At 60.0% G+C, this 24,710-nt stretch carries 22 protein-coding genes; 10 read left to right on the plus strand and 12 right to left on the minus strand.

The genetic code is table 11. The annotated features are described in order from the left end of the window. A partial coding sequence (locus B6S08_RS18510; protein WP_211284221.1) for a hypothetical protein occupies window positions 1–190 on the plus strand: 190 nt, incomplete at its 5' end. 109 nt (window positions 191–299) lie between these two features. Here B6S08_RS18510 and hemG read toward each other — a convergent pair. The 3 genes from hemG to B6S08_RS16545 are packed head-to-tail and all read right to left on the minus strand — an operon-like array spanning window position 300 to window position 2,935. After that, the gene (gene hemG, locus B6S08_RS16535; RefSeq protein ID WP_094201917.1) at window positions 300–824 is read right to left on the minus strand and encodes a menaquinone-dependent protoporphyrinogen IX dehydrogenase; all 525 of its coding nucleotides are present in this window, start codon (window positions 822–824) and stop codon (window positions 300–302) included. A gap of 11 nt (window positions 825–835) precedes the next feature. After that, window positions 836–2,293 (minus strand): TrkH family potassium uptake protein, encoded by a 1,458-nt coding sequence (locus tag B6S08_RS16540; protein WP_094201918.1) that lies wholly within the window; start codon window positions 2,291–2,293, stop codon window positions 836–838. Window positions 2,294–2,314: 21 nt separating this feature from the next. Next, window positions 2,315–2,935 (minus strand): YigZ family protein, encoded by a 621-nt coding sequence (locus tag B6S08_RS16545; RefSeq protein WP_094201919.1) that lies wholly within the window; start codon window positions 2,933–2,935, stop codon window positions 2,315–2,317. 230 nt (window positions 2,936–3,165) lie between these two features. On the opposite strand from B6S08_RS16545, the gene fadB reads away from it, so the two are divergent. From fadB to B6S08_RS16565, 4 genes are all read left to right on the plus strand, one after another. Beyond that, the gene (gene fadB, locus B6S08_RS16550; protein ID WP_094201920.1) at window positions 3,166–5,304 is read left to right on the plus strand and encodes a fatty acid oxidation complex subunit alpha FadB; all 2,139 of its coding nucleotides are present in this window, start codon (window positions 3,166–3,168) and stop codon (window positions 5,302–5,304) included. Window positions 5,305–5,324: 20 nt separating this feature from the next. Further along, the gene (gene fadA, locus B6S08_RS16555) at window positions 5,325–6,488 is read left to right on the plus strand and encodes an acetyl-CoA C-acyltransferase FadA (RefSeq protein ID WP_094201921.1); all 1,164 of its coding nucleotides are present in this window, start codon (window positions 5,325–5,327) and stop codon (window positions 6,486–6,488) included. A gap of 83 nt (window positions 6,489–6,571) precedes the next feature. After that, window positions 6,572–6,817: a sulfurtransferase TusA gene (gene tusA / locus B6S08_RS16560; RefSeq protein WP_094201922.1), complete on the plus strand. Its 246-nt coding sequence runs from the start codon at window positions 6,572–6,574 to the stop codon at window positions 6,815–6,817. 107 nt (window positions 6,818–6,924) lie between these two features. Further along, window positions 6,925–7,848 carry an AEC family transporter gene (locus B6S08_RS16565; protein ID WP_094201923.1) on the plus strand — a complete coding sequence of 308 codons (924 nt, stop codon included), beginning with the start codon at window positions 6,925–6,927 and terminating at the stop codon, window positions 7,846–7,848. 50 nt (window positions 7,849–7,898) lie between these two features. On the opposite strand, the gene B6S08_RS16570 is transcribed toward B6S08_RS16565, so the two are convergent. Both B6S08_RS16570 and B6S08_RS16575 read right to left on the minus strand, forming a co-directional pair. Continuing rightward, entirely contained in the window at window positions 7,899–8,549 is a 651-nt protein-coding gene (locus B6S08_RS16570; RefSeq protein WP_094201924.1) for an OmpA family lipoprotein, read from the minus strand. A gap of 84 nt (window positions 8,550–8,633) precedes the next feature. Beyond that, complete coding sequence (locus tag B6S08_RS16575) at window positions 8,634–9,203, minus strand: DNA-3-methyladenine glycosylase I (RefSeq protein WP_094201925.1); 570 nt, start codon at window positions 9,201–9,203, stop codon at window positions 8,634–8,636. Between the two features lie 100 nt (window positions 9,204–9,303). Here B6S08_RS16575 and glyQ point away from each other — a divergent pair, with 100 nt between their 5' ends. From glyQ to B6S08_RS16595, 4 genes are all read left to right on the plus strand, one after another. Beyond that, window positions 9,304–10,215, plus strand: coding sequence for a glycine--tRNA ligase subunit alpha (gene glyQ / locus B6S08_RS16580; protein ID WP_094201926.1), 912 nt, complete (start codon window positions 9,304–9,306; stop codon window positions 10,213–10,215). A gap of 4 nt (window positions 10,216–10,219) precedes the next feature. Then, window positions 10,220–12,289 (plus strand): glycine--tRNA ligase subunit beta, encoded by a 2,070-nt coding sequence (gene glyS / locus B6S08_RS16585; protein ID WP_094201927.1) that lies wholly within the window; start codon window positions 10,220–10,222, stop codon window positions 12,287–12,289. Between the two features lie 195 nt (window positions 12,290–12,484). After that, window positions 12,485–12,826, plus strand: coding sequence for an antibiotic biosynthesis monooxygenase family protein (locus B6S08_RS16590; RefSeq protein ID WP_165662680.1), 342 nt, complete (start codon window positions 12,485–12,487; stop codon window positions 12,824–12,826). A gap of 148 nt (window positions 12,827–12,974) precedes the next feature. After that, the gene (locus B6S08_RS16595) at window positions 12,975–14,234 is read left to right on the plus strand and encodes a valine--pyruvate transaminase (protein WP_094201929.1); all 1,260 of its coding nucleotides are present in this window, start codon (window positions 12,975–12,977) and stop codon (window positions 14,232–14,234) included. Window positions 14,235–14,543: 309 nt separating this feature from the next. On the opposite strand, the gene B6S08_RS16600 is transcribed toward B6S08_RS16595, so the two are convergent. From B6S08_RS16600 to dnaA, 7 genes are all read right to left on the minus strand, one after another. Further along, window positions 14,544–14,987: an Hsp20 family protein gene (locus B6S08_RS16600; RefSeq protein WP_094201930.1), complete on the minus strand. Its 444-nt coding sequence runs from the start codon at window positions 14,985–14,987 to the stop codon at window positions 14,544–14,546. 65 nt (window positions 14,988–15,052) lie between these two features. Next, window positions 15,053–15,475 (minus strand): Hsp20 family protein, encoded by a 423-nt coding sequence (locus B6S08_RS16605; RefSeq protein ID WP_094201931.1) that lies wholly within the window; start codon window positions 15,473–15,475, stop codon window positions 15,053–15,055. Between the two features lie 148 nt (window positions 15,476–15,623). Then, window positions 15,624–17,309 carry a dihydroxy-acid dehydratase gene (ilvD, locus tag B6S08_RS16610; RefSeq protein WP_094201932.1) on the minus strand — a complete coding sequence of 562 codons (1,686 nt, stop codon included), beginning with the start codon at window positions 17,307–17,309 and terminating at the stop codon, window positions 15,624–15,626. Window positions 17,310–17,669: 360 nt separating this feature from the next. Next, window positions 17,670–20,087, minus strand: a complete 2,418-nt coding sequence (gyrB, locus tag B6S08_RS16615) for a DNA topoisomerase (ATP-hydrolyzing) subunit B (RefSeq protein ID WP_094201933.1) — start codon at window positions 20,085–20,087, stop codon at window positions 17,670–17,672. After that, window positions 20,080–21,186 (minus strand): DNA replication/repair protein RecF, encoded by a 1,107-nt coding sequence (gene recF / locus B6S08_RS16620; protein ID WP_094201934.1) that lies wholly within the window; start codon window positions 21,184–21,186, stop codon window positions 20,080–20,082. Before recF ends, gyrB begins: the two co-directional genes overlap by 8 nt. Before the next feature lies 1 nt (window position 21,187). Next, window positions 21,188–22,288 carry a DNA polymerase III subunit beta gene (dnaN, locus tag B6S08_RS16625; protein ID WP_094201935.1) on the minus strand — a complete coding sequence of 367 codons (1,101 nt, stop codon included), beginning with the start codon at window positions 22,286–22,288 and terminating at the stop codon, window positions 21,188–21,190. Window positions 22,289–22,300: 12 nt separating this feature from the next. Then, window positions 22,301–23,683, minus strand: a complete 1,383-nt coding sequence (gene dnaA, locus B6S08_RS16630; protein ID WP_094201936.1) for a chromosomal replication initiator protein DnaA — start codon at window positions 23,681–23,683, stop codon at window positions 22,301–22,303. Window positions 23,684–24,008: 325 nt separating this feature from the next. On the opposite strand from dnaA, the gene azu reads away from it, so the two are divergent. Beyond that, window positions 24,009–24,461 carry an azurin gene (azu, locus tag B6S08_RS16635; protein WP_094201937.1) on the plus strand — a complete coding sequence of 151 codons (453 nt, stop codon included), beginning with the start codon at window positions 24,009–24,011 and terminating at the stop codon, window positions 24,459–24,461. Window positions 24,462–24,710 lie beyond the last annotated feature (249 nt).

Below are 24,710 nucleotides of genomic sequence, written 5' to 3' on the forward strand. Positions count from 1 at the left end.
AACATCCTGCGAGTGCCCACACAGTTTGCTTGATAAATTGTTAAAGAGCGTTGACCCTTCAGCGGGTCAGGGCTGCGTATTCTACGCAATCCTTGGTGTTCGTCAAGCGTTGAATCAAACTTTGTTTCGTGTTGTTTCAACCCTGGTGACCGTCGGCGTGTTCCGCCGTGTCAGTGAGGGCGCATTATAGGGAGCCGCCGATTTTGCGCAAGGGCTTTTTTGACATTTTTATTAAAAAAAGCGATTTCGTATGAAAAACATACCAAAACCGCTTTTTGCTGTATTTATGTTGTGCTAAATCAGCCACGTCCTGCGATTTTCTTCGCAAACTCCCTGACCTTGTCCCAGTCGGTGAACTCCAGATCCTGACTGGTATCCGTGCTGCCGCCGGTGATTTTCATGATCAGCTGAATGATACGGGTCTGCCACCAGTTGTACTCACTGTATTTCAGTGCCCCGGCAAACACGCCTATGGTACGCGGCCGCCAGGGAGAACGGGCCAGAAACTTCTTGATGTAGGCGTTATTGCCCGGCACCGCCTTTTCCTGCTTGCGGGCGGTCAGGCAAACACAGAAGAAAGCGGAGTCGGCGACCGCCAGCTGCTCACTGTGGGTATGGATAAAGGTGTACAGGCTGTCGTGAAAACGGCCGTAGCGAATGGAAGCCCCCAGCAGCACCTTGTCGTACTTGCTCAGGTTTTTCTTGGGGTTGGTGTGCAAATCCACCAGTTCCACGTCATAACCACTGAATTCCGGCCGCATCGCCTCAATGATCTTGTGGGTCTGACCATTGCGGGATGAATAAAGCACCAACAGTTTTTCCATAGACTCCTCAATCAGCTGCGCCAGAAGGCCGGCGTAAACAGCACCAACAGGGTAAATATTTCCAGACGTCCGAACAGCATGGCCAGCACCATTATCCACTTGGCACCGTCGGTGGTCGTGCCGAAATTAGCGGCCACCTCGCCCAGGCCCGGGCCCAGATTATTCAGGGTAGCCACCACGGCGGTAAAGGCGGTGAGTTCATCCATACCGGTAGCCAACAGCGCCAGCATGCACAGTACAAACACCAGTGCATAGGCGGCAAAGAAGCCCCAGACCGCCTCAACCACTCTATCAGCTAGCGCCTTGTTGCCAAGCTTTATTCTGTAGACGGCCCGCGGGTGGATCAGCCGCTTGAGTTCGCGCATGCCCTGCAGGTTGAGCAGCATGATACGCACCACCTTGATGCCGCCGCCGGTACTGCCGGCGCAACCACCAATACAGGAGGCAAACATCAGCAATATCGGCAAAAACAACGGCCACTCTGCAAAGCCGGTGGTGCTGAACCCGGCGGTGGTGGCAATGGACACCGACTGGAACAAGGCCTGATCCAGGGCTTGCCAGGGATCACTGTAAACCTGATGCGCCAGCAGCACCGACATACAGATCAGGGTGAGCGCCAGCTGCACACCGATGAACACCTTAAGCTCGGGATCCAGCCGGTAAACCGACAGTCGCGTGCCCCGGCTGGAAAAGGCGGCAAAATGCAGGCTGAAGTTAACCCCGGCGATGATAAGAAACACCACAATAACCAGGTTGATCATCGGGCTGTTAAAGTACCCCACACTGGCGTCGTAGGTAGAGAAGCCGCCGATGGCTACGGTGGAAAAGGCATGACAGATGGCGTCGAACAGATTCATGCCCGCCAGCCACAGCAGCAAGGCGCAGGCAATGGTCAGCACCAGGTAGATATACCATAGCGCCTTGGCAGTTTCGGCAATGCGCGGCGCCACCTTGTTGTCCTTGACCGGACCGGGAATCTCGGCCCGAAACAGCTGCATGCCCCCGATGCCCAGTATCGGCAGTATCGCCACCGCCAGCACGATAATGCCCATGCCGCCCAGCCACTGCAGCATCTGGCGATAAAACAGGATGGCCTTGGGCAGATGGTCGAGGCCGCTGATAACGGTGGCGCCGGTGGTGGTCAGGCCGGAAAAGGATTCAAAAAAGGCCTCAGCGACCGTCATGTCCGGCTCGGCGCTGAGCAAAAAGGGAATAGCCCCCACGCTGCCCAGCACCGTCCAGAACAACACCACGATCAGAAAGCCTTCCTTGGCTCGCAGATCCTGATGGTGCGCCCTGTTGGGGAACCACAATGCCAGCCCCAGGATCAGACAAATGACAAAAGCACTGAAAAAGTCGAGCCCGGCGCCATCCCGATAGATATAGGCGACCAGCGCCGGTGCCAGCATGGTGACACTGAACAGGGCGACCAGAATGCCCACGATGCGAATAATGGTGCGAATATGCATGCTTGTTCCAAAGCTCGAGTGTTAATCGGTGATCGGGCGCGCAATCACCCTTCCCTGGGTTCTGTCTTTTATCTGCCGCACCAGGGTGTCGCGCAGTCGCATGTCTACCCGCAGTACCCCGCTGACGACGGCGCCATAGTCCACCTTTTCCCAGCCAGCGCCGTTTTGTGCCAGCAGGCTCTCCAGCTGCGCCATATCACTGTAGTCGGCAGACAATGCCAGCCGCCCCTCAATCACCTTTTCCATGGTGGTGAGCTCGGCCAGGGCGCCGTTCACCGAACTGCCATAGGCGCGCACCAGGCCACCGGTGCCCAGCTTGATGCCACCAAAGTAGCGCACCACCACGGCGGTGATTTCACCGATGCCCGCCCCCTGTAGCACGGCCAGCATGGGCCGACCGGCGGTACCCGACGGCTCTCCGTCATCACCGAAGCCCAACGCCTGGGAATCGTTCGGCGCACCGGCAATAAAGGCCGAGCAATGGTGGCGGGCATCGGGATATTCCGCCCGTAACCGTTCGATAAAGGCCTTGGCCGCCTCGGCATTGGGCGTGTGCGCCAGACAGGCGATAAAACGGCTTTTTTTGATTTCCTGCTCCCACACCACGGGGGCAGCCGGAATCACGTAAGGAGTAAAGGCCATAAACCATCCCTGAACAGGTCTCACCGCCCTCGATCGAGGGGCGTTTCTTACAAGGCCGGCCATGATAACACAGCCATCAAAGGCCACCGCCTCTTCACTGTTCCACCTTTGCCACGGATTCAAACACATGTTTTAAAGCACGTTGAAAAGTACCTTGTTACTGTCCATAGTGATTGCATCACGCCCGGTTGTATCAGGCGGCGCGTCAGGGACTTCAAGGAGCGATTGACATGATCTACCAAGGCGAAACCCTTTCGATCACGCGGCAAAGCAATGGCATTGCCGAGCTGTGCCTGAATGCACCCGGCAGCGTCAACAAGCTGGACAGCCGCACCCTGCTGGCGCTGGAAGCGGCCCTGGACGCACTGGCGCAACGGCAAGACATCTGCGGCCTGATGATAACCAGCGCCAAAGACACCTTTATTGTGGGCGCCGACATCACCGAATTTCTCGACAAGTTTGCGCTGCCCGAGGCCGAGCTGGCCGGCTGGCTTAGTCGCGCCAACGCCCTGTTCAACCGCCTGGAGGACTTGCCCTTTCCCACCCTGAGCCTGGTGCGTGGCTACGCCCTGGGCGGCGGCTGTGAATGTATACTGGCCACCGACTTTCGTCTGGGTGACGCCAGCGCCCGCATCGGCCTGCCGGAAACCAAGCTGGGCATCATGCCCGGCTTTGGCGGCACGGTTCGCCTGCCCCGGCTGCTGGGTGCCGATAACGCCATGGAGTGGATCACCACGGGCAAGGAGCACGGCGCCAGCGACTGCCTGCGGCTCGGCCTGCTCGATGGCATAGTGAGCACCGACAAACTGCATGACGCCGGCCTGCGCTTGCTGCAACAGGCCGATGAGCACAACTGGCAGGACCGCCGCCGGCAAAAAAACGGCCCCCTTACCCTGAGCCCGGAGGAAGCCGCCATGAGCTTTACCACCGCCAAAGGCATGGTGGCGGCCAGGGCCGGGCACCATTATCCCGCCCCCATGATGGCGGTTAATACCATTGAAGCCGCCGCCGGCATGGGCCGTGATGACGCCCTGCAAGTGGAGCAGGATAACTTTATCAAGCTCACCCGCACACCGGCGGCGCATGCGCTGGTGGGCATTTTCCTCAATGACCAGGTGGTCAAGGGCAAGGCCAAACAGGCCGCCAGAAACGCCGCCCCGGTCACGCGTCTGGCGGTGCTGGGGGCCGGCATCATGGGCGGTGGCATCGCCTGCCAGGCGGCGGTCAGGGGTATTCCAGCGGTGATGAAGGACATCAATAATGACGCCCTGGCCCTGGGCATGAATGAAGCCGGCAAGCGACTCACTCGGCAGCTGGAGCGCGGCAAAATCGACGGCGCCCACCTGGCCGGGGTGCTCTCACATATTCGCCCCACCCTGAGTAATGACGAGCTGGACGGGGTGGGCCTGGTGGTGGAAGCCGTGGTGGAAAACCCCGATGTAAAGGCCAAGGTGCTGGCGGAAGTGGAGCAAAAGGTCGGTGCGGATACCGTGATTGCCTCCAATACCTCCACCATTCCCATCTCCACCCTGGCAAACAACCTGCGGCGCCCAGACAAATTTTGCGGCATGCACTTTTTCAACCCGGTGCACCGAATGCCCCTGGTGGAAATCATTCGTGGCGAGCACAGCAGCGACGACACCATCAACCGGGTGGTGGCCTGTGCCGCGGCCATGGGCAAGACCCCCATAGTGGTCAACGACTGTCCCGGCTTTTTTGTCAACCGAGTGCTGTTCCCCTACTTTTTTGGCTTTAACCGGCTGCTCGCCGACGGCGCCGACTTTGCTGATATAGACAGGGTGATGGAACGCCAGTTTGGCTGGCCCATGGGCCCGGCCCGGCTGCTCGACGTGGTGGGTATGGACACCGCCCACCATGCCGCCGCGGTGATGGCACAAGGCTTTCCCGACCGAATGCAGCAAAACGGCAGCACCGCCATCGACCTGATGTTTGAGCAACAATTGCTGGGCCAGAAAAACGGCCATGGCTTTTACCACTGGCAACAGGACAAAAAGGGCCGGCTGCAGAAAACCGGCGACGATACCGCCCGAACGCTGCTTGCCCGGCACCATGGCGAGCCGCGCCCCTTTGAGCAGGACGACATCGTGGCGCGCATGATGGTGCCCATGGTCAACGAGGTGGTGCGCTGCCTGGAGGAAAACATTATCGCCTCGCCCGCCGAGGCGGACATGGCGCTGGTCTATGGTCTGGGCTTTCCGCCCTTTCGCGGCGGCGTGTTTCGCTGGCTCGACACCCTGGGGCTGAACGCCTACCTGACCATGGCGGAGCGCCATACCGGGCTGGGCCCGCTCTATCAGGTCAGCGACCGGCTGCGCCACATGGCGCAAAACGGTGAAACCTTTTACTGACTGGCGGCAGGAGACTGAGCATGAACGACGTAGTCATCGTGGATTGCATTCGCACCCCCATGGGCCGCTCCAAGGGCGGCGCCTTTCGCCATGTACGCGCCGAGGATCTGTCGGCGCACCTGATGCAGGGGCTGCTGGCCCGCAACCCGGCGCTGGCCGCCAAGGATATCGACGACATTGTCTGGGGCTGCGTGCAGCAAACCCTGGAGCAGGGATTTAACATTGGCCGCAACGCCGCCCTGCTGGCCGGCCTGCCCAAATCGGTCAGCGCGGTCACCGTGAACCGGCTGTGCGGCAGCTCCATGCAGGCGCTGCACGATGCCGCCCGCGCCATTATGGTGGGCGACGGCGACATCGTTATGATCGGCGGCGTGGAGCACATGGGCCATGTGCCCATGGATCACGGCGTGGACTTTCACCCCGGGTTGGCCCTGAACGTGGCCAAAGCCGCCGGCATGATGGGCCTGACCGCCGAAATGCTGGCCAGAATGCACCACATCAGCCGGGAACAACAAGACGCCTTTGCCCTGCGCTCTCACCAGCGCGCTCATGAAGCCACGGTACAGGGCCGCTTCAATCACGAAATTCTGGCAACACGGGGTCATGATGCCGACGGCGCCCTGTTTAACCTTGAGACCGACGAGGTGATTCGGCCCGACACCAGCCTGGAGTCACTGGCCGGCCTGCGTCCTGTGTTTGATCCTGCCAACGGCACCGTCACCGCCGGCAGTTCCTCGGCGCTGTCGGATGGTGCCGCCGCCATGCTGATGATGTCGTCGGCCCGGGCCGCCGCCCTCAAGCTGAAACCCAGGGCCCGAGTGCGCGCCATGGCGGTGGCCGGCTGCGAGCCGTCCATCATGGGTATGGGGCCGGTGCCGGCGGTACACAAGGCGCTAAAGCGCGCCGGCCTCACTCTTGATGACATTGAGCTGTTCGAATTGAACGAAGCCTTTGCCGCCCAGTCGCTGGCGGTGCTGAAGGAGCTGCAACTGCTCGACACCCTGGACGACAGGGTCAACCTTAACGGCGGCGCCATCGCCCTGGGACATCCGCTGGGCTGCTCGGGGGCACGCATTTGCACCACCCTGATTAACCTGATGGAGCAGCGGGACGCAACCCTGGGGCTGGCCACCATGTGCATCGGCATGGGCCAGGGCATCGCGACCGTGTTTGAAAGACTGTGAGGGGTGAGACACGAGGAGTAAGGGGTTGACCATTTTTTCGGCAGCATTAAGATAGGCGGGTTTTTATAACCTGATTGACCGATATGACCGCTTCTCTTTTCGATGCTCACCACCACCTCGACGCCACCGGCCTGCGCTGCCCGGAGCCGGTGATGATGGTGCGCAAACAGGTGCGCACCATGGCCGCCGGTGAAACCCTGCTGATCACCGCCGACGATCCCTCCACCACCCGCGACATTCCCAGTTTCTGCCGCTTTATGGACCATCAGTTGTTGTCCAGCCAGGTAGAAGAGCTGCCTTATCACTTTCTGATTCAAAAAGGCGACTGAGCGCGTTTCTTCACCCGCGCCAACCGCTTTGACCAAAGGCCTGTGGGCGCGCCGACACAAGGCTGCTAAGCTGGCATTCCCTCTCCCGATATCCAGAAGGAATGTCCATGCTCGCCGTCAGCCATGCCCTTGGCCCCCTGTTTCTGCTGATCCTGACCGGGGTACTGCTCAGGCGCCTGCGCTTTCCCGGGGAACACTTCTGGGCAGAGGCGGAACGCTTTATCTATTTCCTGCTGTTTCCCGCCATGCTGATCAGTACCCTGGCCACCGCCGACTTCAGCCAGGTGGCCTTTGCCGGCATGGTCGGCCTGCTGGCCGGCATGCTTTCCCTGTTTGCCCTTGGCCTGTGGCTGAACCGCCATCGACTGGGAGCGGACATGCCCGCCTTTACCTCGGTATTTCAGGGAGCATTGCGTTTCAATACCTATGTGGGTGTGGCCGGGGCGGCCGCGCTCTACGGCGAGACCGGCCTGACCGCCGCCGCCGTGGCCATCGCCATCATGGTGCCGCTGGTCAACGTATTATGCGTGCTGATCTTTGTGGCCAGCGGCAGCTACGGCCAGGCAGGAATCTGGGGAGCATTCAGGGCACTGGCCAGAAACCCCCTGCTGTTGGCCTGCCTGGCCGGCATCGCCCTCAATATCACCGGCATCGGACTGCCGGGATGGAGTCAGGACACCCTGGCGCTGGCCGGGCAGGCGGCCTTGCCCCTGGGGCTGATTGCAGTGGGAGTCGCCCTGCAGCTTTCCGCCCTGAGAGGCACCGGCTTTGCTTTCTGGCAGGCCTGCGCCATCAAGTTCGGCCTGTTTCCGATGTTGGCAGCAGCCATCGGCTGGGCGATAAATCTGGCCCCGGTGGAGCTGGGAGTGGTGGTGTTGTTCAGCGCCCTGCCCACCGCCACCTCATCCTACATTCTGGCGCGCCAGATGGGCGGTAATGCGCCCCTGATGGCCGCCATCATTACCGGGCAGACCCTGCTGGCCATGGCGATATTGCCGCTATGGATGGCTCTGCTGACGCTGATGTCATAAAAAATGCCCGCATATGCGGACATTTTTCATCAACTTGCCGAGTGTGTCGCTTAACCCATGGGGCTCAGGGTGATTTCTACCCGGCGATTCTGGGCGCGGCCCTGTTCGGTGGCGTTGCTGGCGATGGGCTGGTTGAAACCCACACCGCGAATATTGAAGCGATTGGCAGCGGCACCCTGGCTGATCAGGAACTGACCCACGGTGGCGGCACGACGCTCGGACAGGGTCTGGTTGTGGCTGGCAGAGCCGGTGTTGTCGGTGTGGCCCACCACGTTTACCCAAGTCTTGTCGTACTCTTTCAGCACCATGGCCACGCCACTCAGGGTATTGTAGAAGCTGGGGGACAGCTCGGCGCTGTCGACCGCAAAGGTCACATTGCTGGGCATATTGAGAATGATCTGATCACCGTTGCGGGTCACGCTGACGCCAGTGCCCTGCATGCGATCCCGCAGCTTGGCTTCCTGCACGTCCATGTAGTAACCCACACCGCCGCCCAGGGCAGCACCACTGGCGGCACCGATCAGGATGCCTTTTTCACGATCGCTGGAGCTGGCGGACGCGCCGCCGATCACCGCGCCGGCCAGGGCACCAATGCCGCTGCCGATGGCGGCCTTGGAAGTCTGACGTTCGCCGGTGTAAGGATTGGTGGTACAGGCGGAAAGAGCCAGTGCCGCCGCCACGGCCAGACAAATCTTCTTCATGGTATATCCCGTTCAAAAAGCACAAGTAAGCGACAATATAGCCCCGCTGCCCGCCATAAACCAAGTCCGGAATGAAGCTTGCGGTCAACGACTGACGTTGGCGGGATGGCAATGGCAAGTCAGCAGGTGATCGTTCACCATGCCGGTGGCCTGCATAAAGGCGTAGCAGGTGGTGCTGCCCACAAAGGCAAAGCCCCGTTTCTTGAGCGCCCGCGCCATGGCATCGGACTCCGGCGTGGTCGCCGGCACGGCGGCAGACTCGGCCCAGTGATTGATGACCGGCTGGCCGCCCACGAACGCCCACAGCCAGCGGCTGAAGTCGATGCCTTCCTCCTCCATCGCCAGGTAGGCGCGGGCATTGGTGATAATGGACTCGATTTTGCGCCGGTTGCGCACGATGCCGGCATTCTGCATCAACCGCTCCACATCCTGCTCGGTAAAACCGGCCAGCCGTGCCGGCTCAAACCCGGCAAAGGCCTCACGGTAGGCCGGTATCTTGCAAAGAATTACAAACCAGCTCAGGCCCGCCTGCTGGCCGTCGAGACACAGCTTCTCAAACAGGGCGCGGCCGTCGCGCTCGGGCACGCCCCATTCATGGTCATGATAATCAATGTATCGCGGGTCCTGATTGACCCAGGCACAGCGTTGCACCATGGTTCCTCCCCAATTCAGCCTATATTCGCACCGGACCAGCGGGTATACTCGGTAGCCTAGTTTCACTCAGCGAATGCACCTATATCAAGGCGCTAACATCATGCAAAAATTCGATATCAATACCTTTCAGGGACTGATCCTGACATTGCAGGATTACTGGGCCCGCCAGGGCTGCACCATAGTGCAGCCGCTGGACATGGAAGTGGGTGCCGGCACTTCCCACCCCATGACCTGCCTGCGGGCCATCGGCCCCGAACCCATGGCTGCCGCCTACGTACAGCCTTCCCGTCGTCCTACCGACGGCCGTTACGGCGAAAACCCCAACCGTCTGCAGCACTATTACCAGTTTCAGGTCATCATCAAGCCGTCACCGGACAACCTGCAGGAGCTGTATCTGGGCTCGCTCGAGGCATTGGGTCTGGACCCTCAGGTGCATGATATTCGCTTCGTGGAAGACAACTGGGAAAACCCCACCCTTGGGGCCTGGGGCCTGGGCTGGGAAGTGTGGCTCAACGGCATGGAAGTGACCCAGTTCACCTACTTCCAGCAGGTAGGCGGCCTGGAGTGCAAGCCGGTGACCGGCGAAATCACCTACGGCCTGGAACGACTGGCCATGTACATTCAGGGCGTGGACTCGGTTTACGATCTGGTGTGGTGCGACGGCCCCCTGGGCAAGACCACCTACGGCGACATCTTTCACCAGAACGAGGTGGAGCAGTCCACCTACAACTTTGAACACGCCGACGTCGACTTCCTGTTCGGCTTTTTCGAACAGTGTGAAAAGGAATGCCAGCGGCTGCTGGAGCTGGAAAAGCCCCTGCCCCTGCCCGCCTACGAGCGCATTCTCAAGGCCGGCCACGCCTTTAACCTGCTGGATGCGCGCAAGGCCATTTCGGTGACCGAGCGTCAGCGCTACATACTGCGCATTCGCACCCTGACCAAGGCCGTTGCCGAAGCCTACTACGCGTCCCGCGAGGCCCTCGGTTTCCCCATGTGCAAAAAAGAAGGATAAGGGCATGGCTGAACAGAATTTCCTGGTAGAAATCGGTACCGAAGAGCTGCCGCCCAAGGCCCTGCGCAGCCTGGGTCAGGCCTTTGCCGACAACCTGCAAAATGAACTCAACAGTGCCGATTTGGCCTTTGCCGACATTCGCTGGTTCGCCGCCCCCCGCCGGCTGGCGGTGCAGGTTAGCGGGCTGGCCACGGCCCAGCCCGACAAGCAGATTGAAAAACGCGGCCCCGCGGTGCAGGCGGCCTTTGATGCCGACGGCAACCCCACCAAGGCAGCCATGGGCTGGGCCCGGGGCAACGGTATCAGTGTGGAGCAGGCCGGTCGCCTGAAGACCGACAAGGGTGAATGGCTGGTGCACCTGGCCGACATTCAGGGCCAGCCCGCCGCCGAGCTGCTGCCCGCCATGGTGGAGCAGGCCCTGAACAAGCTGCCTATCCCCAAGGCCATGCGCTGGGGCGACAAGGCCACCCAGTTTATTCGTCCGGTGCACACCCTCACCCTGCTGCTGGGTGAAGAACTGTTGCCTGCCACCATTCTGGGCGTGGACTCTGCCCGCACCATTCGCGGCCATCGCTTTATGGGCGAGCGGGAATTCCAGCTCGATCACGCCGACCACTATGCCGAACAGCTTGAAAGCCGCGGCAAGGTACTGGCCGACTTTGAGCGCCGCAAGGCCATTATCGAAGCCGGCGTCAAGGATGCCGCCGCCGCCGTGGGTGGCGTGGCCGATCTGGAAAACGATCTGCTGGAAGAAGTGACGTCACTGGTGGAGTGGCCGGTGGTGCTGACCGCCTCTTTTGAAGAAGCATTCCTCAAGGTACCGGCCGAGGCCCTGGTGTACACCATGAAGGGTGATCAGAAGTACTTCCCGGTATACGACGCCGAAGGCAGGCTGCTGCCGAAGTTCATCTTCGTCACCAATATCGAGTCCAAGGACCCGAGCCAGATCGTGCAGGGCAACGAGAAGGTGGTGCGTCCGCGCCTGGCCGACGCCGAGTTCTTCTTTAACACCGACCGCAAGACCACCCTGGCATCCCGCCTGGAGCAGCTCGACAGCGTGCTGTTCCAGAAGCAGCTGGGCACGGTCAAGGAAAAGTCCGAGCGCATCAGCGCCCTGGCCAGCTATGTGGCCGCCGCCATCGGTGCCGACCAGGCCCAGGCCGAGCGCGCCGGCCTGCTGTCGAAGTGTGATCTGGTCACCAACATGGTGTTTGAGTTCACCGACACTCAGGGTGTGATGGGCATGCACTACGCCCGCCACGACGGCGAGCCGGAAGCCGTCGCCCTGGCCCTGAAGGAGCAGTATCAGCCCCGCTTTGCCGGTGACGATCTGCCCGGCCAGGACGTGTCCGCCGCCGTGGCCCTGGCCGACAAGCTGGATACCCTGGTGGGTATTTTTGGCATTGGCCAGGCGCCCAAGGGCGACAAAGACCCCTTCGCCCTGCGCCGCGCCGCCCTGGGTGCCCTGCGCATCATCGTGGAGAAAGGCTACCGGCTCGACCTGCTGATGCTGATCGACCAGGCTCGCGCCCTCTACGGCCACAAGATCTCCAACGAGAACGTGGCCAATGACGTGCTGGAGTTCATGCTGGGCCGGTTCCGCTCCTGGTATCAGGATCTGGGCTACGGCGTAGACGTGATTCAGGCCGTGCTGGCCCGTCGCCCCACCCGTCCCGCCGACTTCGACGCACGGGTGAAGGCGGTAAGCGCCTTCCGCGAACTGGAGGCCGCCGCCGCCCTGGCCGCCGCCAACAAGCGCGTAGGCAACATCCTGGCCAAGTTCGAGGGTGACCTTGCCACCGAGGTGAACGCTTCGCTGCTGCAGGACGACGCCGAGAAGGTACTGGCCGGCCAGGTAGCCGAGCTGGCCGAGCGCCTGGCGCCACTGTTTGCCGACGGTGACTACAGCAAAGCCCTGGCCGAGTTGGCATCCCTGCGCGAGGGCGTGGACGCCTTCTTTGACCAGGTGATGGTAATGGCCGACGACGAGGCCATTCGCCTCAACCGCCTGGCCCTGCTGAATCAGCTGCGCAACCTGTTCCTGCGTGTGGCCGATATCTCCCTGCTGCAATAAGCCGGTGAGATAGCCACTCAAGGCCCCGCATTCGCGGGGCTTTTTTGTATCCGGAGACCGTCAGCCATGGACTCACCCGACCAAGCCTTCATGCCCCTAGCCTGACCCCACTCGGTTTCTTGTTCTGGTCTTACCAATATCGACCGAATTTGTGTTAATACTTAATGTGACTTCACTCGCACAAGGACGATGCCGATGATCAAGGTCATTATTGAACGCCGGGTAGCGGAAGGACTGGAGAGCGTTTACCAGGACACCATTCGCAACCTGATGCTGCAAATCACCGAACGCCCCGGATTCCTCAAGGGGGATGCCTACCGGGATGTGCACCATCCCAACCATTTCTATGTCATCTCCAACTGGCAAAGCATCGAAAGCTGGGAGCACTGGCAGAACTCCTCACAGCGTCAACGACTGCTCACCGAACTGGCCCCGCTGCTGGAGCAGGATGAGAAGTGCACCGTACTGGCGCTCAAGGTCAGTTATGAAGCCAAACCGTCCAAGTTTGCCCGTCCCACCCAAACCTACACCTACTAGGTACAATCCAGCCAAGGCGCGTTCCTTGTTTCACGTGAAACAAGGAACGTACCGGCAGCGTGAAACACCACCGCCGGCCGGTCGACACCAATCACAATATCGGATACCGTGAAGCTTTCGCATTCGTATCGCAATTGGTAGCTCGAACATGGAATTTTCAGCCTTCGGACAGAAGTTTACCCGTCACTCCGGCATTACTCAGCTGATGGACGATCTCAACCAGGGCCTGACCGCCCCTAACACCATTATGCTGGGTGGCGGCAACCCGGCTGCCATTCCCGAGGTGATGGCCTACCTGGACAGCCAGGCACAGTCGCTGCTGAAAACCGGAGACCTGCTGAAAGCCATTGCCAACTACGACGGTCCGCAAGGAAAGGACAGCTTTATTCGTGCCCTGGCCGATCTGCTCTCCAACGAGCTGGGCTGGCAGGTGGGCCCGGAAAACATCGCCCTCACCAACGGCAGCCAGACCGCCTTCTTCTACCTGTTCAACCTGCTGGCCGGTGAATTTGCGAATGGCCGAAAAAAGAAGGTGCTGTTCCCGCTGGCACCGGAGTACATCGGCTATGGCGACAGCGCCCTGGACGAGGATCACTTCGTGGCCTGCAAGCCGGAAATTCGTCGGTTTGACGATGGCCTGTTCAAGTATTACGTGGACTTCGACCGCCTGGAAGTGGGTGACGACATTGGACTGATCTGCGTCTCTCGTCCCACCAATCCCACCGGCAACGTGCTCACCGACGAAGAGATCAGCCACCTGGATCGTATTGCACGAGCCAAGGGCATTCCCCTGCTGATCGACAATGCCTACGGCACCCCCTTTCCCAATATCATCTTCAGTGATGCCACGCCGTTCTGGAACGACAACACCATACTGTGCATGAGCCTGTCCAAACTGGGCCTGCCCGGCGTGCGCTGCGGCATCGTGATCGCCAACCCCACCATAGTGCAGGCCATTACCAATATCAGCGGCATCGTCAATCTGGCGCCGGGCAGCATGGGCCCGGCCCTGACCCTGCCGATGATTCAGAACGGCGACATCATTCGCCTGAGCAACGACGTTATCAAGCCCTTCTACCAGAACAAGGCGCAGCAGGCGGTGGAATGGCTGCAACAGGCCATTCCCCTGCCCCAGTTTCATATTCACAAGCCCGAAGGCGCGTTGTTTCTGTGGCTGTGGTTTGAGGATCTGCCGGTGCACTGCCAGGAGCTATATCAGCGCCTCAAGCAAAAAGGACTGCTGGTGGTACCGGGGCACTACTTCTTCCCCGGCATCGATGACGACGATTGGGCTCACAGCAAGCAATGCATTCGCCTGAACTACGCCCAGCCGGAAGCGGACGTGAAAGCCGGCATCGAAATCCTGGCGCAGGAAGTGCTGGCGATTTACGGTGAGAGCCAAAACTGAAATGGGCTTATGGCGTAGGTTGGCGATGAGCGCAGCGAATTCACAACATTCAAGCTGTCGGCAAAGTGTTGGGATTCGTAAACTCATCCCAACCTACGTACTGGCTTCATGCAGACAACACCAATGTTGCTCGAAGCTGCAGCAGGGATTACCGGAACCGACCGTCACATGCCAGGGACGGCATGTGCCGAGTGCCCCAGGGATGGGCTCGCAGCGTGTCTGTGGAGGTAACCCTGCTGTGGCTTCGCTTCCCCGCCCTCACAAACAACAACGCCGGCTTTCGCCGGCGTTGTGTTATCGAGCTATCGGTTATTTGTCCTTGTGCTCCAGGACCCGGCCCTCGCCGATTTCAATGCGGCGCGGTTTGAGTGCTTCCGGTACCTCCCGCAGCAGGCTGATGCGCAGCAGGCCGTGCTCCAGTTTGGCGTCTTTTACCTGTACGTGATCCGCCAGCCGGAACTTGAGTTCAAAGTCCCGTTCACTGATGCCCTGATACAGGTAGCGGCTTTCCCTGGCGGGCTGTTCGCGCTTGCCCTTAACCAGCAGGGTGTTCTGCTCCACCGACAGTTCCAGCTCTGACTCGGCGAAACCGGCCACCGCCACCGTGATCAGGTAACGGTCATCGTCCTGCTTTTCGATATTGTAGGGCGGCTGCTCGCTGCTCTTGCCGTGCAGCAGGTGTTCCAGATCGCCCACCAGGCGGTCAAAACCAATGGCGGAACGGTACAGGGGGCTCAAATCAAAACGACTCATAATCCTATCCTCCAATCGCAAGCAATAGGTCAATGGGTGTGTACAAATTGTTTGTGCAACCGCGCTCAGCCGATGCTGATGGTTCTCGGCTTGGCCGCTTCCGGCACTTCCCGCACCAGATCGATGTGCAGCAGGCCGTTTTCCAGATCGGCGCCGGTCACCTTGATGTGATCGGCCAGCTGAAAACGTCGCTCAAAGCCACGCTCGGCAATGCCCTGATACAGGTAATTGCGGCCCTGCTGCTCCTGGGCCTTGTGGCCCTTCACCATCAGGGTGTTTTCATGGCTGGTGATCTCCAGCTCGTTACGGGCAAAACCGGCCACCGCCATGGAGATGCGGTACTGATTCTCGCTGAGCAACTCGATATTGTAGGGGGGATAACCGCTGTTGCCGTTGCTGCCATTGCTGGCGGCGTTTTCCATCAGGGACGCCAGGCGATCAAAACCGATGGCAGAGCGGTACAGGGGTGAGAAATCAAAGCGTGACATAAATCTATCCTCCAGTGAGCGATAATGACTTGCCCTCCATACAGACGGGCGGTGCGGGCCCTCAACCGAGCGACCCGCCTTGTTCACTAAAAGATATAGGGACGGTCTTTTACGCTTTCAAGCGGCAACATGAATATTTTTTGTTCACTCAGTGTCCCTCTTCCCGTCCGTCGGTTACCGCCCCGTAAGAGGCAGAGCCCACGGTGCGGGCATATTTGGCCAGCACGCCCCGACGATATCTGGGCTCGGGTGGCTGCCAGCGGGCCAGCCGTTCGGCGATGACGCTGTCGGTCAGCTCCAGTTCCAGCCGGTTGTGCTCGGCGTCTATGGTAATGATGTCGCCGTCTTCGACGATCGCCAGCGGACCGCCCTGGCGGGCTTCCGGGGTCACATGGCCCACCACAAAACCATGGCTGCCGCCGGAGAAACGGCCGTCGGTGATCAACGCCACCCCCTTGCCCAGGCCTCGGCCCATGATGGCCGACGTGGGACTCAGCATTTCCCGCATGCCCGGTCCTCCCCGGGGCCCTTCGTAACGGATCACCACCACATCGCCCTTTTGCACCGTGCCATCGAGAATGCGTGCCAGGGTTTCCTCTTCCGAGTCAAACACGCGAGCCGGGCCGGTAAAGCTCAAGCCTTCCTTACCGGTGATCTTGGCTACGGCACCACCCGGCGCCAGGTTGCCGTGCAGGATACGCAGATGGCTGTCGGGTTTGATGGGGTTGTCGAGGGGGCGAATGATGTTCTGGCCGTCAGGGTAAGGCGACACCCCGGCCAGGTTCTCGCCAAGAGTCTTGCCGGTGACGGTGAGGCAGTCGCCGTGCAGCAGGCCGGCGTCGAGCAGGGTTTTCATCAGCGGTAGTATGCCACCGATATCCACCAGCTCCGACATCATGTAATGACCACTGGGGCGTAGATCCGCCAGCACCGGCACGCGCTTGCCGATACGGGAGAAGTCGTCCAGGCTCAGCTCCACCCCAATTGCATGGGCCATGGCCAGCAGGTGTAGCACCGCATTGGTGGAACCACCAAGGGCAATCACCAGGGTGATGGCGTTTTCAAAGGCGGGTTTGGTCATGATGTCGGACGGGCGAATATTATGCCTGAGCAGATTCAGCACCGCCTCGCCGGCACGCTGGCAGTCCTTCAGCTTGGTGTCGGAGGTGGCGTTCTGGGCCGAGCTGCCCGGCAGGCTCATGCCCATCACCTCAATGGCCGAGGCCATGGTATTGGCGGTATACATGCCGCCACAGGAGCCCGGTCCGGGAATGGCGGTGTCTTCAATCTGTTTCACTTCAAGGGTGGTCATGTCGCCCTTGGCGTGGGCACCCACCGCCTCAAACACCGAAATAATGTCGGTGTGGTTGTCGCCGGGCAGTATGGTACCGCCATAAACAAATACCGCCGGCCGGTTGAGCCGGGCCAGGCCAATCAGGCAACCGGGCATGTTCTTGTCACAGCCGCCAATGGCCACCAGACCGTCAAAGCCTTCGCAGCCGGCCACCGCCTCGATGGAGTCGGCAATGATCTCCCGGGACACCAGGGAATACTTCATGCCCTCGGTACCATTGGCAATGCCGTCGGAAATGGTGATGGTGTTGAAAATAATGCTCTTGCCGCCGGCGCCGTCGGCCCCCCGTGCCGCCTCTTCCGCCAGCTGGTTGATATGCATATTGCAGGGAGTGAGGTTACTCCAGGTAGACGCTATGCCCACCTGGGGCTTGTGGAAGTCGTCGTCTTCAAACCCGGTGGCCCGCAACATGGCCCGTGCCGGCGCCCTGGCCGTGCCGTCCACCACCCGGCTGGAATACTTGCGACTGTGGTTGCTCATTGTGCTCCCCTTTATCGTTAAGTATGTGGCTTATTCCAGTCTAGTAGGCTTAGGTTTATGAGGTAGTCAAGGACACAGACAACTCAGTAGTCAAACGAAGCAGTAACGGGGATTGTCGTAGTCGACCGGCAAATGTCAGGGGTGACATTTGCCGAACGTCCCATGGGGCGGGCTTGCTCGCCGTGACGAAGTAAAAAGCCTGAACGAACATTAAGTATGTTCGCAGCAGGCTTTTTAGTGAGTGGCCTTCAACGAAGCGTGCCGGCGGAGTGCAACCTCGTTACTGCTTCGCACTGTAGGCTTCGAGATATGAAAAAGACAGCCCGCGGGCTGCCTTTGGTATCGGTGCACAAGCCGGAATCAGATATCCAGGTTGGCGACCTTGAGGGCGTTGGTCTCGATAAAGTCGCGGCGCGGCTCCACGTGATCGCCCATCAGGGTGGAGAACAGCTGGTCGGCGGCCACGGCGTCTTCAATGGTCACTCGCAGCATGCGGCGGGTTTCCGGATCCATGGTGGTTTCCCACAGCTGCTCCGGGTTCATTTCGCCCAGCCCCTTGTAGCGCTGCACATAGAGGCCGCGCTTGCTTTCGTTCATCAGCCACTCCAGGGCCTCGGCAAAGCTGTCCACGGTCTTGGTCTTCTCACCGCGCTTGACGTAGCCACCCTCCTCTATCAGGTTGGCGATGCCCTTGCCCAGCTCCACAATGCTGCGGTATTCGCCGGAAGCAAAGAAGTCGTAGCTGATCGGGAATTCCCGCTCAATGCCGTGCTGACGCACTTTCACCCGCGGCAGGTAGCAGTTGCGCTCTTCCGAGAACACCGCGTCCAGGGAGTATTGGGTACCGTTGGTGTTGCTGTTTTCCAGGGACTGGTTGATGGCATCAATCCAGCCGTTGACCAGGCCCTGATCGGTCAGCGCCTGCAGGGTCAGCTCGGGCTGGTAGATCAGCTCGTTCAGCACCACTTCCGGCGCCCGGCGGGACAACCGCACAATCAGCTCCTGCACCTTGCGGTAGTCATTGACCAGCTTTTCCAGCTGCTCGCCGCCAATGGCCGGGGCCGATTCATTAACATGCAGGGTGGCGCCGTCCAGGGCCAGGCTGGTCTGATACTGCAGCATGGCCGGCTCGTCTTTCAGGTATTGCTCCTGCTTGCCTTTTTTCACCTTGTACAGGGGCGGCTGGGCGATGTAGACGTAACCGCGCTCGATGATCTCCGGCATCTGCCGGTAGAAGAAGGTCAGCAGCAGGGTTCGAATGTGGGCACCGTCCACGTCCGCATCGGTCATGATGATGATGTGGTGGTAACGCATCTTGTCGGGATCGTACTCGTCCCGGCCAATGCCGCAGCCCAGGGCGGTGATCAGGGTGGCCACTTCCTGGGACGACAGCATCTTGTCGAAGCGGGCCTTTTCCACGTTAAGGATCTTGCCCTTGAGCGGCAGTATGGCCTGGTACTTGCGGTTACGACCCTGCTTGGCGGAGCCGCCCGCCGAGTCACCCTCCACGATGTAGAGTTCGGACAGCGCCGGGTCCTTTTCCTGGCAGTCGGCCAGCTTGCCGGGCAGGCCGGCCAGATCCAGGGCGCCCTTGCGCCGGGTCATTTCCCGCGCCTTGCGCGCCGCTTCCCGGGCCCGGGCCGCGTCGATGATCTTGTTGACCACGATCTTGGCGTCGTTGGGGTTTTCCAGCAGAAATTCCTGCAAGCGCTCGGCCATGGCCTGCTCTACCGCGGTTTTCACCTCGGACGACACCAGCTTGTCCTTAGTCTGGGACGAGAACTTGGGATCGGGCACCTTGACCGAAATGACCGCGGTCAGGCCTTCCCGGGCGTCGTCACCGGAGGCGGAGGTTTTGGCCTTTTTGCTAAAGCCTTCCTTGTCCATGTAGCCGTTCAGGGTACGGGTCAGCGCCGCGCGGAAACCGGCCAGGTGAGTACCACCGTCCCGCTGGGGAATGTTGTTGGTAAAGCAGAAGATATTCTCCTGATAGGAGTCGTTCCACTGCATCGACACCTCCACCGCAATGCCGTCTTCCCGTTCGCTGGTGAAGTGAAAGGCCTTGGGGTGAATGGGGGTCTTGTTGCGGTTCAGGTATTCCACAAAGGCCTGAATACCGCCTTCGTACTGAAAGTGAACTTCCTTGCCGTCCCGCTCGTCCAGCAGCTTGATGGATACGCCGGAGTTGAGGAACGACAGCTCGCGCAGGCGCTTGGCCAGAATGTCGTAGTGGAAATTGGTGTCACTGAAGGTGACGCCGCTGGGCCAGAACCGAATCTGGGTACCGGACTTGGTGGTTTCACCCACGGCGGTCAGCGGGGCCTGAGGCTCGCCGTGCTGGTAGGTCTGTTCATGGACCTTGCCGTGACGCCAGATGGTCAACTGCAGCTTTTCCGACAGGGCGTTCACCACCGACACCCCCACCCCGTGCAGACCGCCGGAGACCTTGTAGGAGTTGTCGTCGAACTTGCCGCCGGCATGCAGCACGGTCAGGATTACCTCGGCGGCGGAGCGGCCTTCCTCTTCGTGAATGTCCACCGGAATGCCCCGGCCGTCATCGGACACCGACACCGAGCCGTCGGCATGAATGGTCACGACGATGTCCTTGCAGTGGCCGGCCAGGGCCTCGTCGATCGAGTTGTCCACCACCTCAAACACCATGTGGTGCAGGCCAGTGCCATCATCCGTGTCGCCGATATACATGCCCGGACGCTTGCGGACCGCATCCAGACCTTTCAATACCTTGATACTCGAAGAGTCGTAAGTGTGTTCACTCATTGGCTTGCTTGCACTCCTGGGTTTCGGTGATTTCACCCTGTTTCACGTGAAACAGCTTACTGTTGTCCCGTGTGATCATGTCACCGAGCTGGCTGATGTCGATGGCGGAGATAAACACCTGGGCCTGCAGCTCGTTCAGCCGCCCGGCCAGCAATCCCCGCTTGTGTTGGTCCAGCTCGGACGCAAAGTCGTCGATCAAAAAAATACAGTCCTGTCCGGACTGCTGCTTTAAATACAGCCCCTGGGCCAGGCGCATGGCACACACCAGCAGCTTGAGCTGGCCACGCGACAGCAAATCCTGCACCGGCATACCCCGGGCCTTTATTCTTATCTCGGCCTTGTGCGGTCCCGCCTGGGTATAGCCCAGGTTGGCGTCCCGCTCAAAGCCCTGCTCCAGCACTTTCGCCAGTTCGGTCTGCCGGTCCCAGCCGCGAAAGAAGTCAAAGCTGAACTCGAACTCCGGCAGAAAGTCGGCGGCAATGGCCGCGATCACCGGGGCAATGGCGTCGGCATAGTCCTGCCGAAACGTACTCAATGCCTCGCCCGCCGCCACCAGCTGCGGATCCCAATAACCCAGCTCGCGGTAAGGCCGCTGTTGCCGCAGCAGGGCGTTGCGCTGCTTGAGCAAACGCCGAAAGCGACCCCAGGCGGCAAAAAACTCCGGCCGGGAATAAAACAGCCCCCAGTCCAGGTAGGCCCGCCGCAACTTGGGCCCGCCGGTCAACAGATTATACCCTTCCGGGTGGATCAACTGAATGGGCAGAATGTGGGCGAGATCGGCCAGGCGTTCGGCCCTGCGGCCCGCCACCTTGAGCCGAGTGTCGCCACCCCGGGTTTTGGACAGGCCCACCGGCAGGCCTTCTTCGTCCTCACGCTGTACTCGGGCAAACAGGGTAAAGGCCTGTTCGCCCTGCTGAATAACCCGGCCGGTAAGATGGGTTCGAAAGGAGCGGCCCACGCCGAGGTAGTGAATGGCTTCCAGAATGCTGGTCTTGCCGCTGCCATTGGGGCCGGCCAGCACATTGATGCCCGAGGCAGGCACCAGCCGGCCATGGCGAATATTGCGAAAGTCTTTGAGCTGAAGGTTGAGCAGGGCCATGTTACAGCCGCATGGGCATCACCACGTAGAGGGCATCGCCGTTGTCTTCGGCTTCGATCAGACCACTGCTGCTGGCATCCTTCAGGCTCATCTTGACCTGCTCCGACTTGAGGGTACCGAGCACGTCGAGCACATAGGAAACGTTAAAGCCAATCTCCAGATCACTGCCCTGATAGTTAACGTCCAGCACCTCTTCCGCCTCTTCCTGCTCCGGGTTGTTGGCGGTGATTTTCAGGGTCTGCTGCTGCAGGTTGAGGCGCACGCCACGGAATTTCTCGTTGGACAGGATCGCCGCCCGGGTAAAGGCCTGCTTGAGCCCTTCCCGATCGCAGATCAGGGTCTTGTCACTCTCACGAGGCAGCACGCGGCGGTAATCGGGAAACCGGCCGTCCACCAGCTTGGAGGTAAAAATAAAGCCCTGAGTCACGGCACGCAGGTTGCTCTTGCCCACCTGCAGACGCACGTCCTGATCTTCGTGCTCCAGCAATTTGGCCAGTTCCAGCACGCCCTTGCGCGGCACTATCACCTGCTGGGCCGGCAGTTCCTGCTCCAGCTCACGCTGGCAGGTGGCCAGGCGGTGACCGTCGGTAGCCACGGTGCGCAAACTGTTACCGTCGGTTTCAAACAGCATGCCGTTGAGGTAATAGCGTACATCCTGAATGGCCATGGAGAACTGGGTGGCTTCAATCAGTTTCTTCAACGCCAGCTGGTTGATGTCGAACTCCAGTTCCGAGCTCCATTCCTCGATATTGGGAAAATCTTCCGCCGGCAGGGTGGACAGGTTAAAACGGCTGCGACCGGAGCGCAGCAGCAGGCGATCGCCTTCCTGGCTGAAGGTCAGCCCGGCGCCGTCGGGCAGGCCCCGGCAGATGTCCAACAGCTTGCGCGCCGGCACCGTGGTGCGGCCGGCGGTCACCGCGCCTTCCAGCGGCACTCTGGCCACCATTTCCACCTCGGTATCGGTGCCGGTCATCGACAGGGCGTCGTCGCCGACGCTCAGCAGAATATTATTGAGGATCGGCAGGTTGGGCCGGCCTCCCAGGGCACTGGATACCAGTTGCAGGGGGCGCAACAGGGCTTCGCGGCTGATGGTAAACTGCATGGTGCTCTCCGATCAGGAAGACAGGGTTCGAATCAGGTTGGAATAATCTTCCTTTATATCATGACTCTCTTCCCGCAGCTGGCCAATTTTGCGACAGGCGTGCAGCACAGTGGTGTGATCCCGGCCGCCAAAGGCGTCGCCGATCTCGGGCAGTGAATGGTTGGTCAGCTCCTTGGCCAGGGCCATGGCCAGCTGACGTGGCCGGGCCACCGAGCGGGATCGCCGCTTGGACAGCAGATCCGCCACCTTGATCTTGTAATACTCCGCCACCGTCTTCTGAATGTTGTCGATGGTCACCAGCTTTTCCTGCAGCGCCAACAAGTCTCTCAGTGCCTCGCGCACAAAGTCGATATTGATGGAGCGGCCGGTAAAGTTGGCGTTGGCGATCACCCGGTTCAGTGCCCCTTCCAGCTCGCGCACGTTGGATCTCAGGCGCTTGGCGATAAAGAAGGCCACTTCGTCGGGCAGGTGGATCTTGTTCTCGGCGGCCTTGCGCATCAGGATCGCCACCCGGGTTTCCAGCTCCGGCGGCTCAATCGCCACGGTCAGGCCCCAGCCAAAGCGGGACTTGAGCCGATCCTCGACCCCGTCGATCTCCTTGGGGTAACGATCCGAGGTCAGAATGATCTGCTGATTGCCTTCCAGCAGCGCATTAAAGGTGTGGAAAAACTCCTCCTGGGAGCGCTCCTTGTTGGCGAAGAACTGAATGTCATCGATCAGCAAGGCATCCACGCTGCGGTAGTAGCGCTTGAACTCTTCGATGGCGTTGTTCTGCAGCGCCTTGACCATGTCCTGCACAAAGCGCTCGGAATGCATGTAAATCACCCGGGCATCGGCCTTGCGCTCGCGAATGCCGTTGCCCACCGCGTGCAGCAGGTGGGTCTTGCCGAGGCCGGTGCCGCCATAGAGAAACAGCGGATTGTAGGCCCCTCCCGGGTTGTCGGCCACCTGGCGGGCGGCGGCCCGGGCCAGCTGGTTCGACTTACCTTCAACGAAGTTGTCAAAGGTGTAGTTGGTGTTCATGTTGCTCTTGTGATTGATCTGCGGCTTGTCGTCCGCCTGCTCACTCCAGGACGGCACCAGCTGCGGCCGGGCCTGGGGCTTGCTGCCGTTGGGGCTGGCGCTGTTGGCCATCAGGTTGACCTGGGCACGCTTGTTGCCCACCTCGAATTTGAGCTGGGGGCACTGGTTGCCGCAAAACTCGCCCAGCAGGCCGTTGATGCGAATCAGGTACTTGTCACGCACCCAGTCGAGCACAAAACGGTTGGGGGCGAACAGGGTCAGGGTTTCGTCGCCCTGCTCCGCCTGCAGCGGCCGGATCCACATGCTGAATTCCGCGGAAGGCAATTCGTCCTGTAGCCGGGCAAGACACTGCTGCCAAAGCATAGCGCTCATTCGAACTCCTGAAACAAAAGGGATCAATCAAGGGGGTCGTCATTCTACTTGCCCGACTTCAGGATCTCTAGCCGGATCGCGCCGATCCTGAAAAATATGATCCTTGACTTATGTGAATAAACCACACCGCAATACACAGGATCCTCAGCTTTATAAACAAGCTACGCACATTTTGTATACTGTGGATTGCACAAAGGATCCCTGTAAATGCCGGGATCCTCTGAAAAATGAATATTGATAATCATTATCACCTTGTGTAAAGGTAAGGATCGATCCACCCTCAGGGGTGGTTTTCGATTCATTCCATCATTGAGGAGTTCACGGCATGAAAGTAATCAAGTCTCTGGCCGGCCTGGTGCTGCTGTCGGCGGCCCTGCCCACCCTGGCCGACGAGTGCAGCCTGACCATCGAAGGCAACGACGCCATGCAGTTTAATCAGCAGGAGCTGAGCGTACCCGCCAGCTGCAAGGAAGTGACCCTGACCCTGAACCACACCGGCAACCTGGACAAGAAAGTCATGGGCCATAACTGGGTGCTGAGCCAGACCGCCGACATGCAGGCCATTGCCAGCGGCGGCATCAGTGCCGGCGCCGACAACGACTACCTGGACACCAGCGATGAGCGCATTCTGGCCCACACCGATCTGATCGGCGGCGGCGAAAGCAGCACCGTCACCTTCAGCACCGAGGGCATGAGTGCCGGTGGCGACTACAGCTATTTCTGCTCCTTTCCCGGCCATATCGGCATCATGAAAGGCAAGTTCACCATCACGGAATAAGGCTAGTCTCACTCCATGCTGTTCACCATGCCGGCAACCGCCGGCATTTTTGTTGCCCCGGCCTGCTCCTTATCGGGCCAGCATCACTCTCCCTCCCCATGCCATGGGATCATGACCCCGTGTTCATATGTCATTTGAGCCATAAAGGGCGACTCTGCACACTGGCTGTGGAATGTTGAAATAGTGGATTAAATTCCAGCCCATATGGCTCTATTTCGAACAGAATCAACAGGATATGCAGTATCCGAT

The organism is Oceanimonas doudoroffii, assembly GCF_002242685.1.
GTDB lineage: Bacteria > Pseudomonadota > Gammaproteobacteria > Enterobacterales > Aeromonadaceae > Oceanimonas > Oceanimonas doudoroffii.

Bases quoted from the DNA above. Each gene is read 5' to 3' on its own strand.
- fadB (WP_094201920.1), top strand. From the start codon at position 3,166: ATGATCTACCAAGGCGAAACCCTTTCGATCACGCGGCAAAGCAATGGC.
- azu (WP_094201937.1), top strand. From the start codon at position 24,009: ATGAAAGTAATCAAGTCTCTGGCCGGCCTGGTGCTGCTGTCGGCGGCC.
- B6S08_RS16575 (WP_094201925.1), bottom strand. From the start codon at position 9,203: ATGGTGCAACGCTGTGCCTGGGTCAATCAGGACCCGCGATACATTGAT.
- dnaN (WP_094201935.1), bottom strand. From the start codon at position 22,288: ATGCAGTTTACCATCAGCCGCGAAGCCCTGTTGCGCCCCCTGCAACTG.
- B6S08_RS16600 (WP_094201930.1), bottom strand. From the start codon at position 14,987: ATGAGTCGTTTTGATTTGAGCCCCCTGTACCGTTCCGCCATTGGTTTT.
- B6S08_RS16570 (WP_094201924.1), bottom strand. From the start codon at position 8,549: ATGAAGAAGATTTGTCTGGCCGTGGCGGCGGCACTGGCTCTTTCCGCC.
- B6S08_RS16595 (WP_094201929.1), top strand. From the start codon at position 12,975: ATGGAATTTTCAGCCTTCGGACAGAAGTTTACCCGTCACTCCGGCATT.
- ilvD (WP_094201932.1), bottom strand. From the start codon at position 17,309: ATGAGCAACCACAGTCGCAAGTATTCCAGCCGGGTGGTGGACGGCACG.
- glyS (WP_094201927.1), top strand. From the start codon at position 10,220: ATGGCTGAACAGAATTTCCTGGTAGAAATCGGTACCGAAGAGCTGCCG.
- fadA (WP_094201921.1), top strand. From the start codon at position 5,325: ATGAACGACGTAGTCATCGTGGATTGCATTCGCACCCCCATGGGCCGC.
- glyQ (WP_094201926.1), top strand. From the start codon at position 9,304: ATGCAAAAATTCGATATCAATACCTTTCAGGGACTGATCCTGACATTG.
- B6S08_RS16605 (WP_094201931.1), bottom strand. From the start codon at position 15,475: ATGTCACGCTTTGATTTCTCACCCCTGTACCGCTCTGCCATCGGTTTT.
- dnaA (WP_094201936.1), bottom strand. From the start codon at position 23,683: ATGAGCGCTATGCTTTGGCAGCAGTGTCTTGCCCGGCTACAGGACGAA.
- hemG (WP_094201917.1), bottom strand. From the start codon at position 824: ATGGAAAAACTGTTGGTGCTTTATTCATCCCGCAATGGTCAGACCCAC.
- gyrB (WP_094201933.1), bottom strand. From the start codon at position 20,087: ATGAGTGAACACACTTACGACTCTTCGAGTATCAAGGTATTGAAAGGT.
- B6S08_RS16545 (WP_094201919.1), bottom strand. From the start codon at position 2,935: ATGGCCTTTACTCCTTACGTGATTCCGGCTGCCCCCGTGGTGTGGGAG.
- B6S08_RS16540 (WP_094201918.1), bottom strand. From the start codon at position 2,293: ATGCATATTCGCACCATTATTCGCATCGTGGGCATTCTGGTCGCCCTG.
- B6S08_RS16590 (WP_165662680.1), top strand. From the start codon at position 12,485: ATGATCAAGGTCATTATTGAACGCCGGGTAGCGGAAGGACTGGAGAGC.
- B6S08_RS16565 (WP_094201923.1), top strand. From the start codon at position 6,925: ATGCTCGCCGTCAGCCATGCCCTTGGCCCCCTGTTTCTGCTGATCCTG.
- recF (WP_094201934.1), bottom strand. From the start codon at position 21,186: ATGGCCCTGCTCAACCTTCAGCTCAAAGACTTTCGCAATATTCGCCAT.
- tusA (WP_094201922.1), top strand. From the start codon at position 6,572: ATGACCGCTTCTCTTTTCGATGCTCACCACCACCTCGACGCCACCGGC.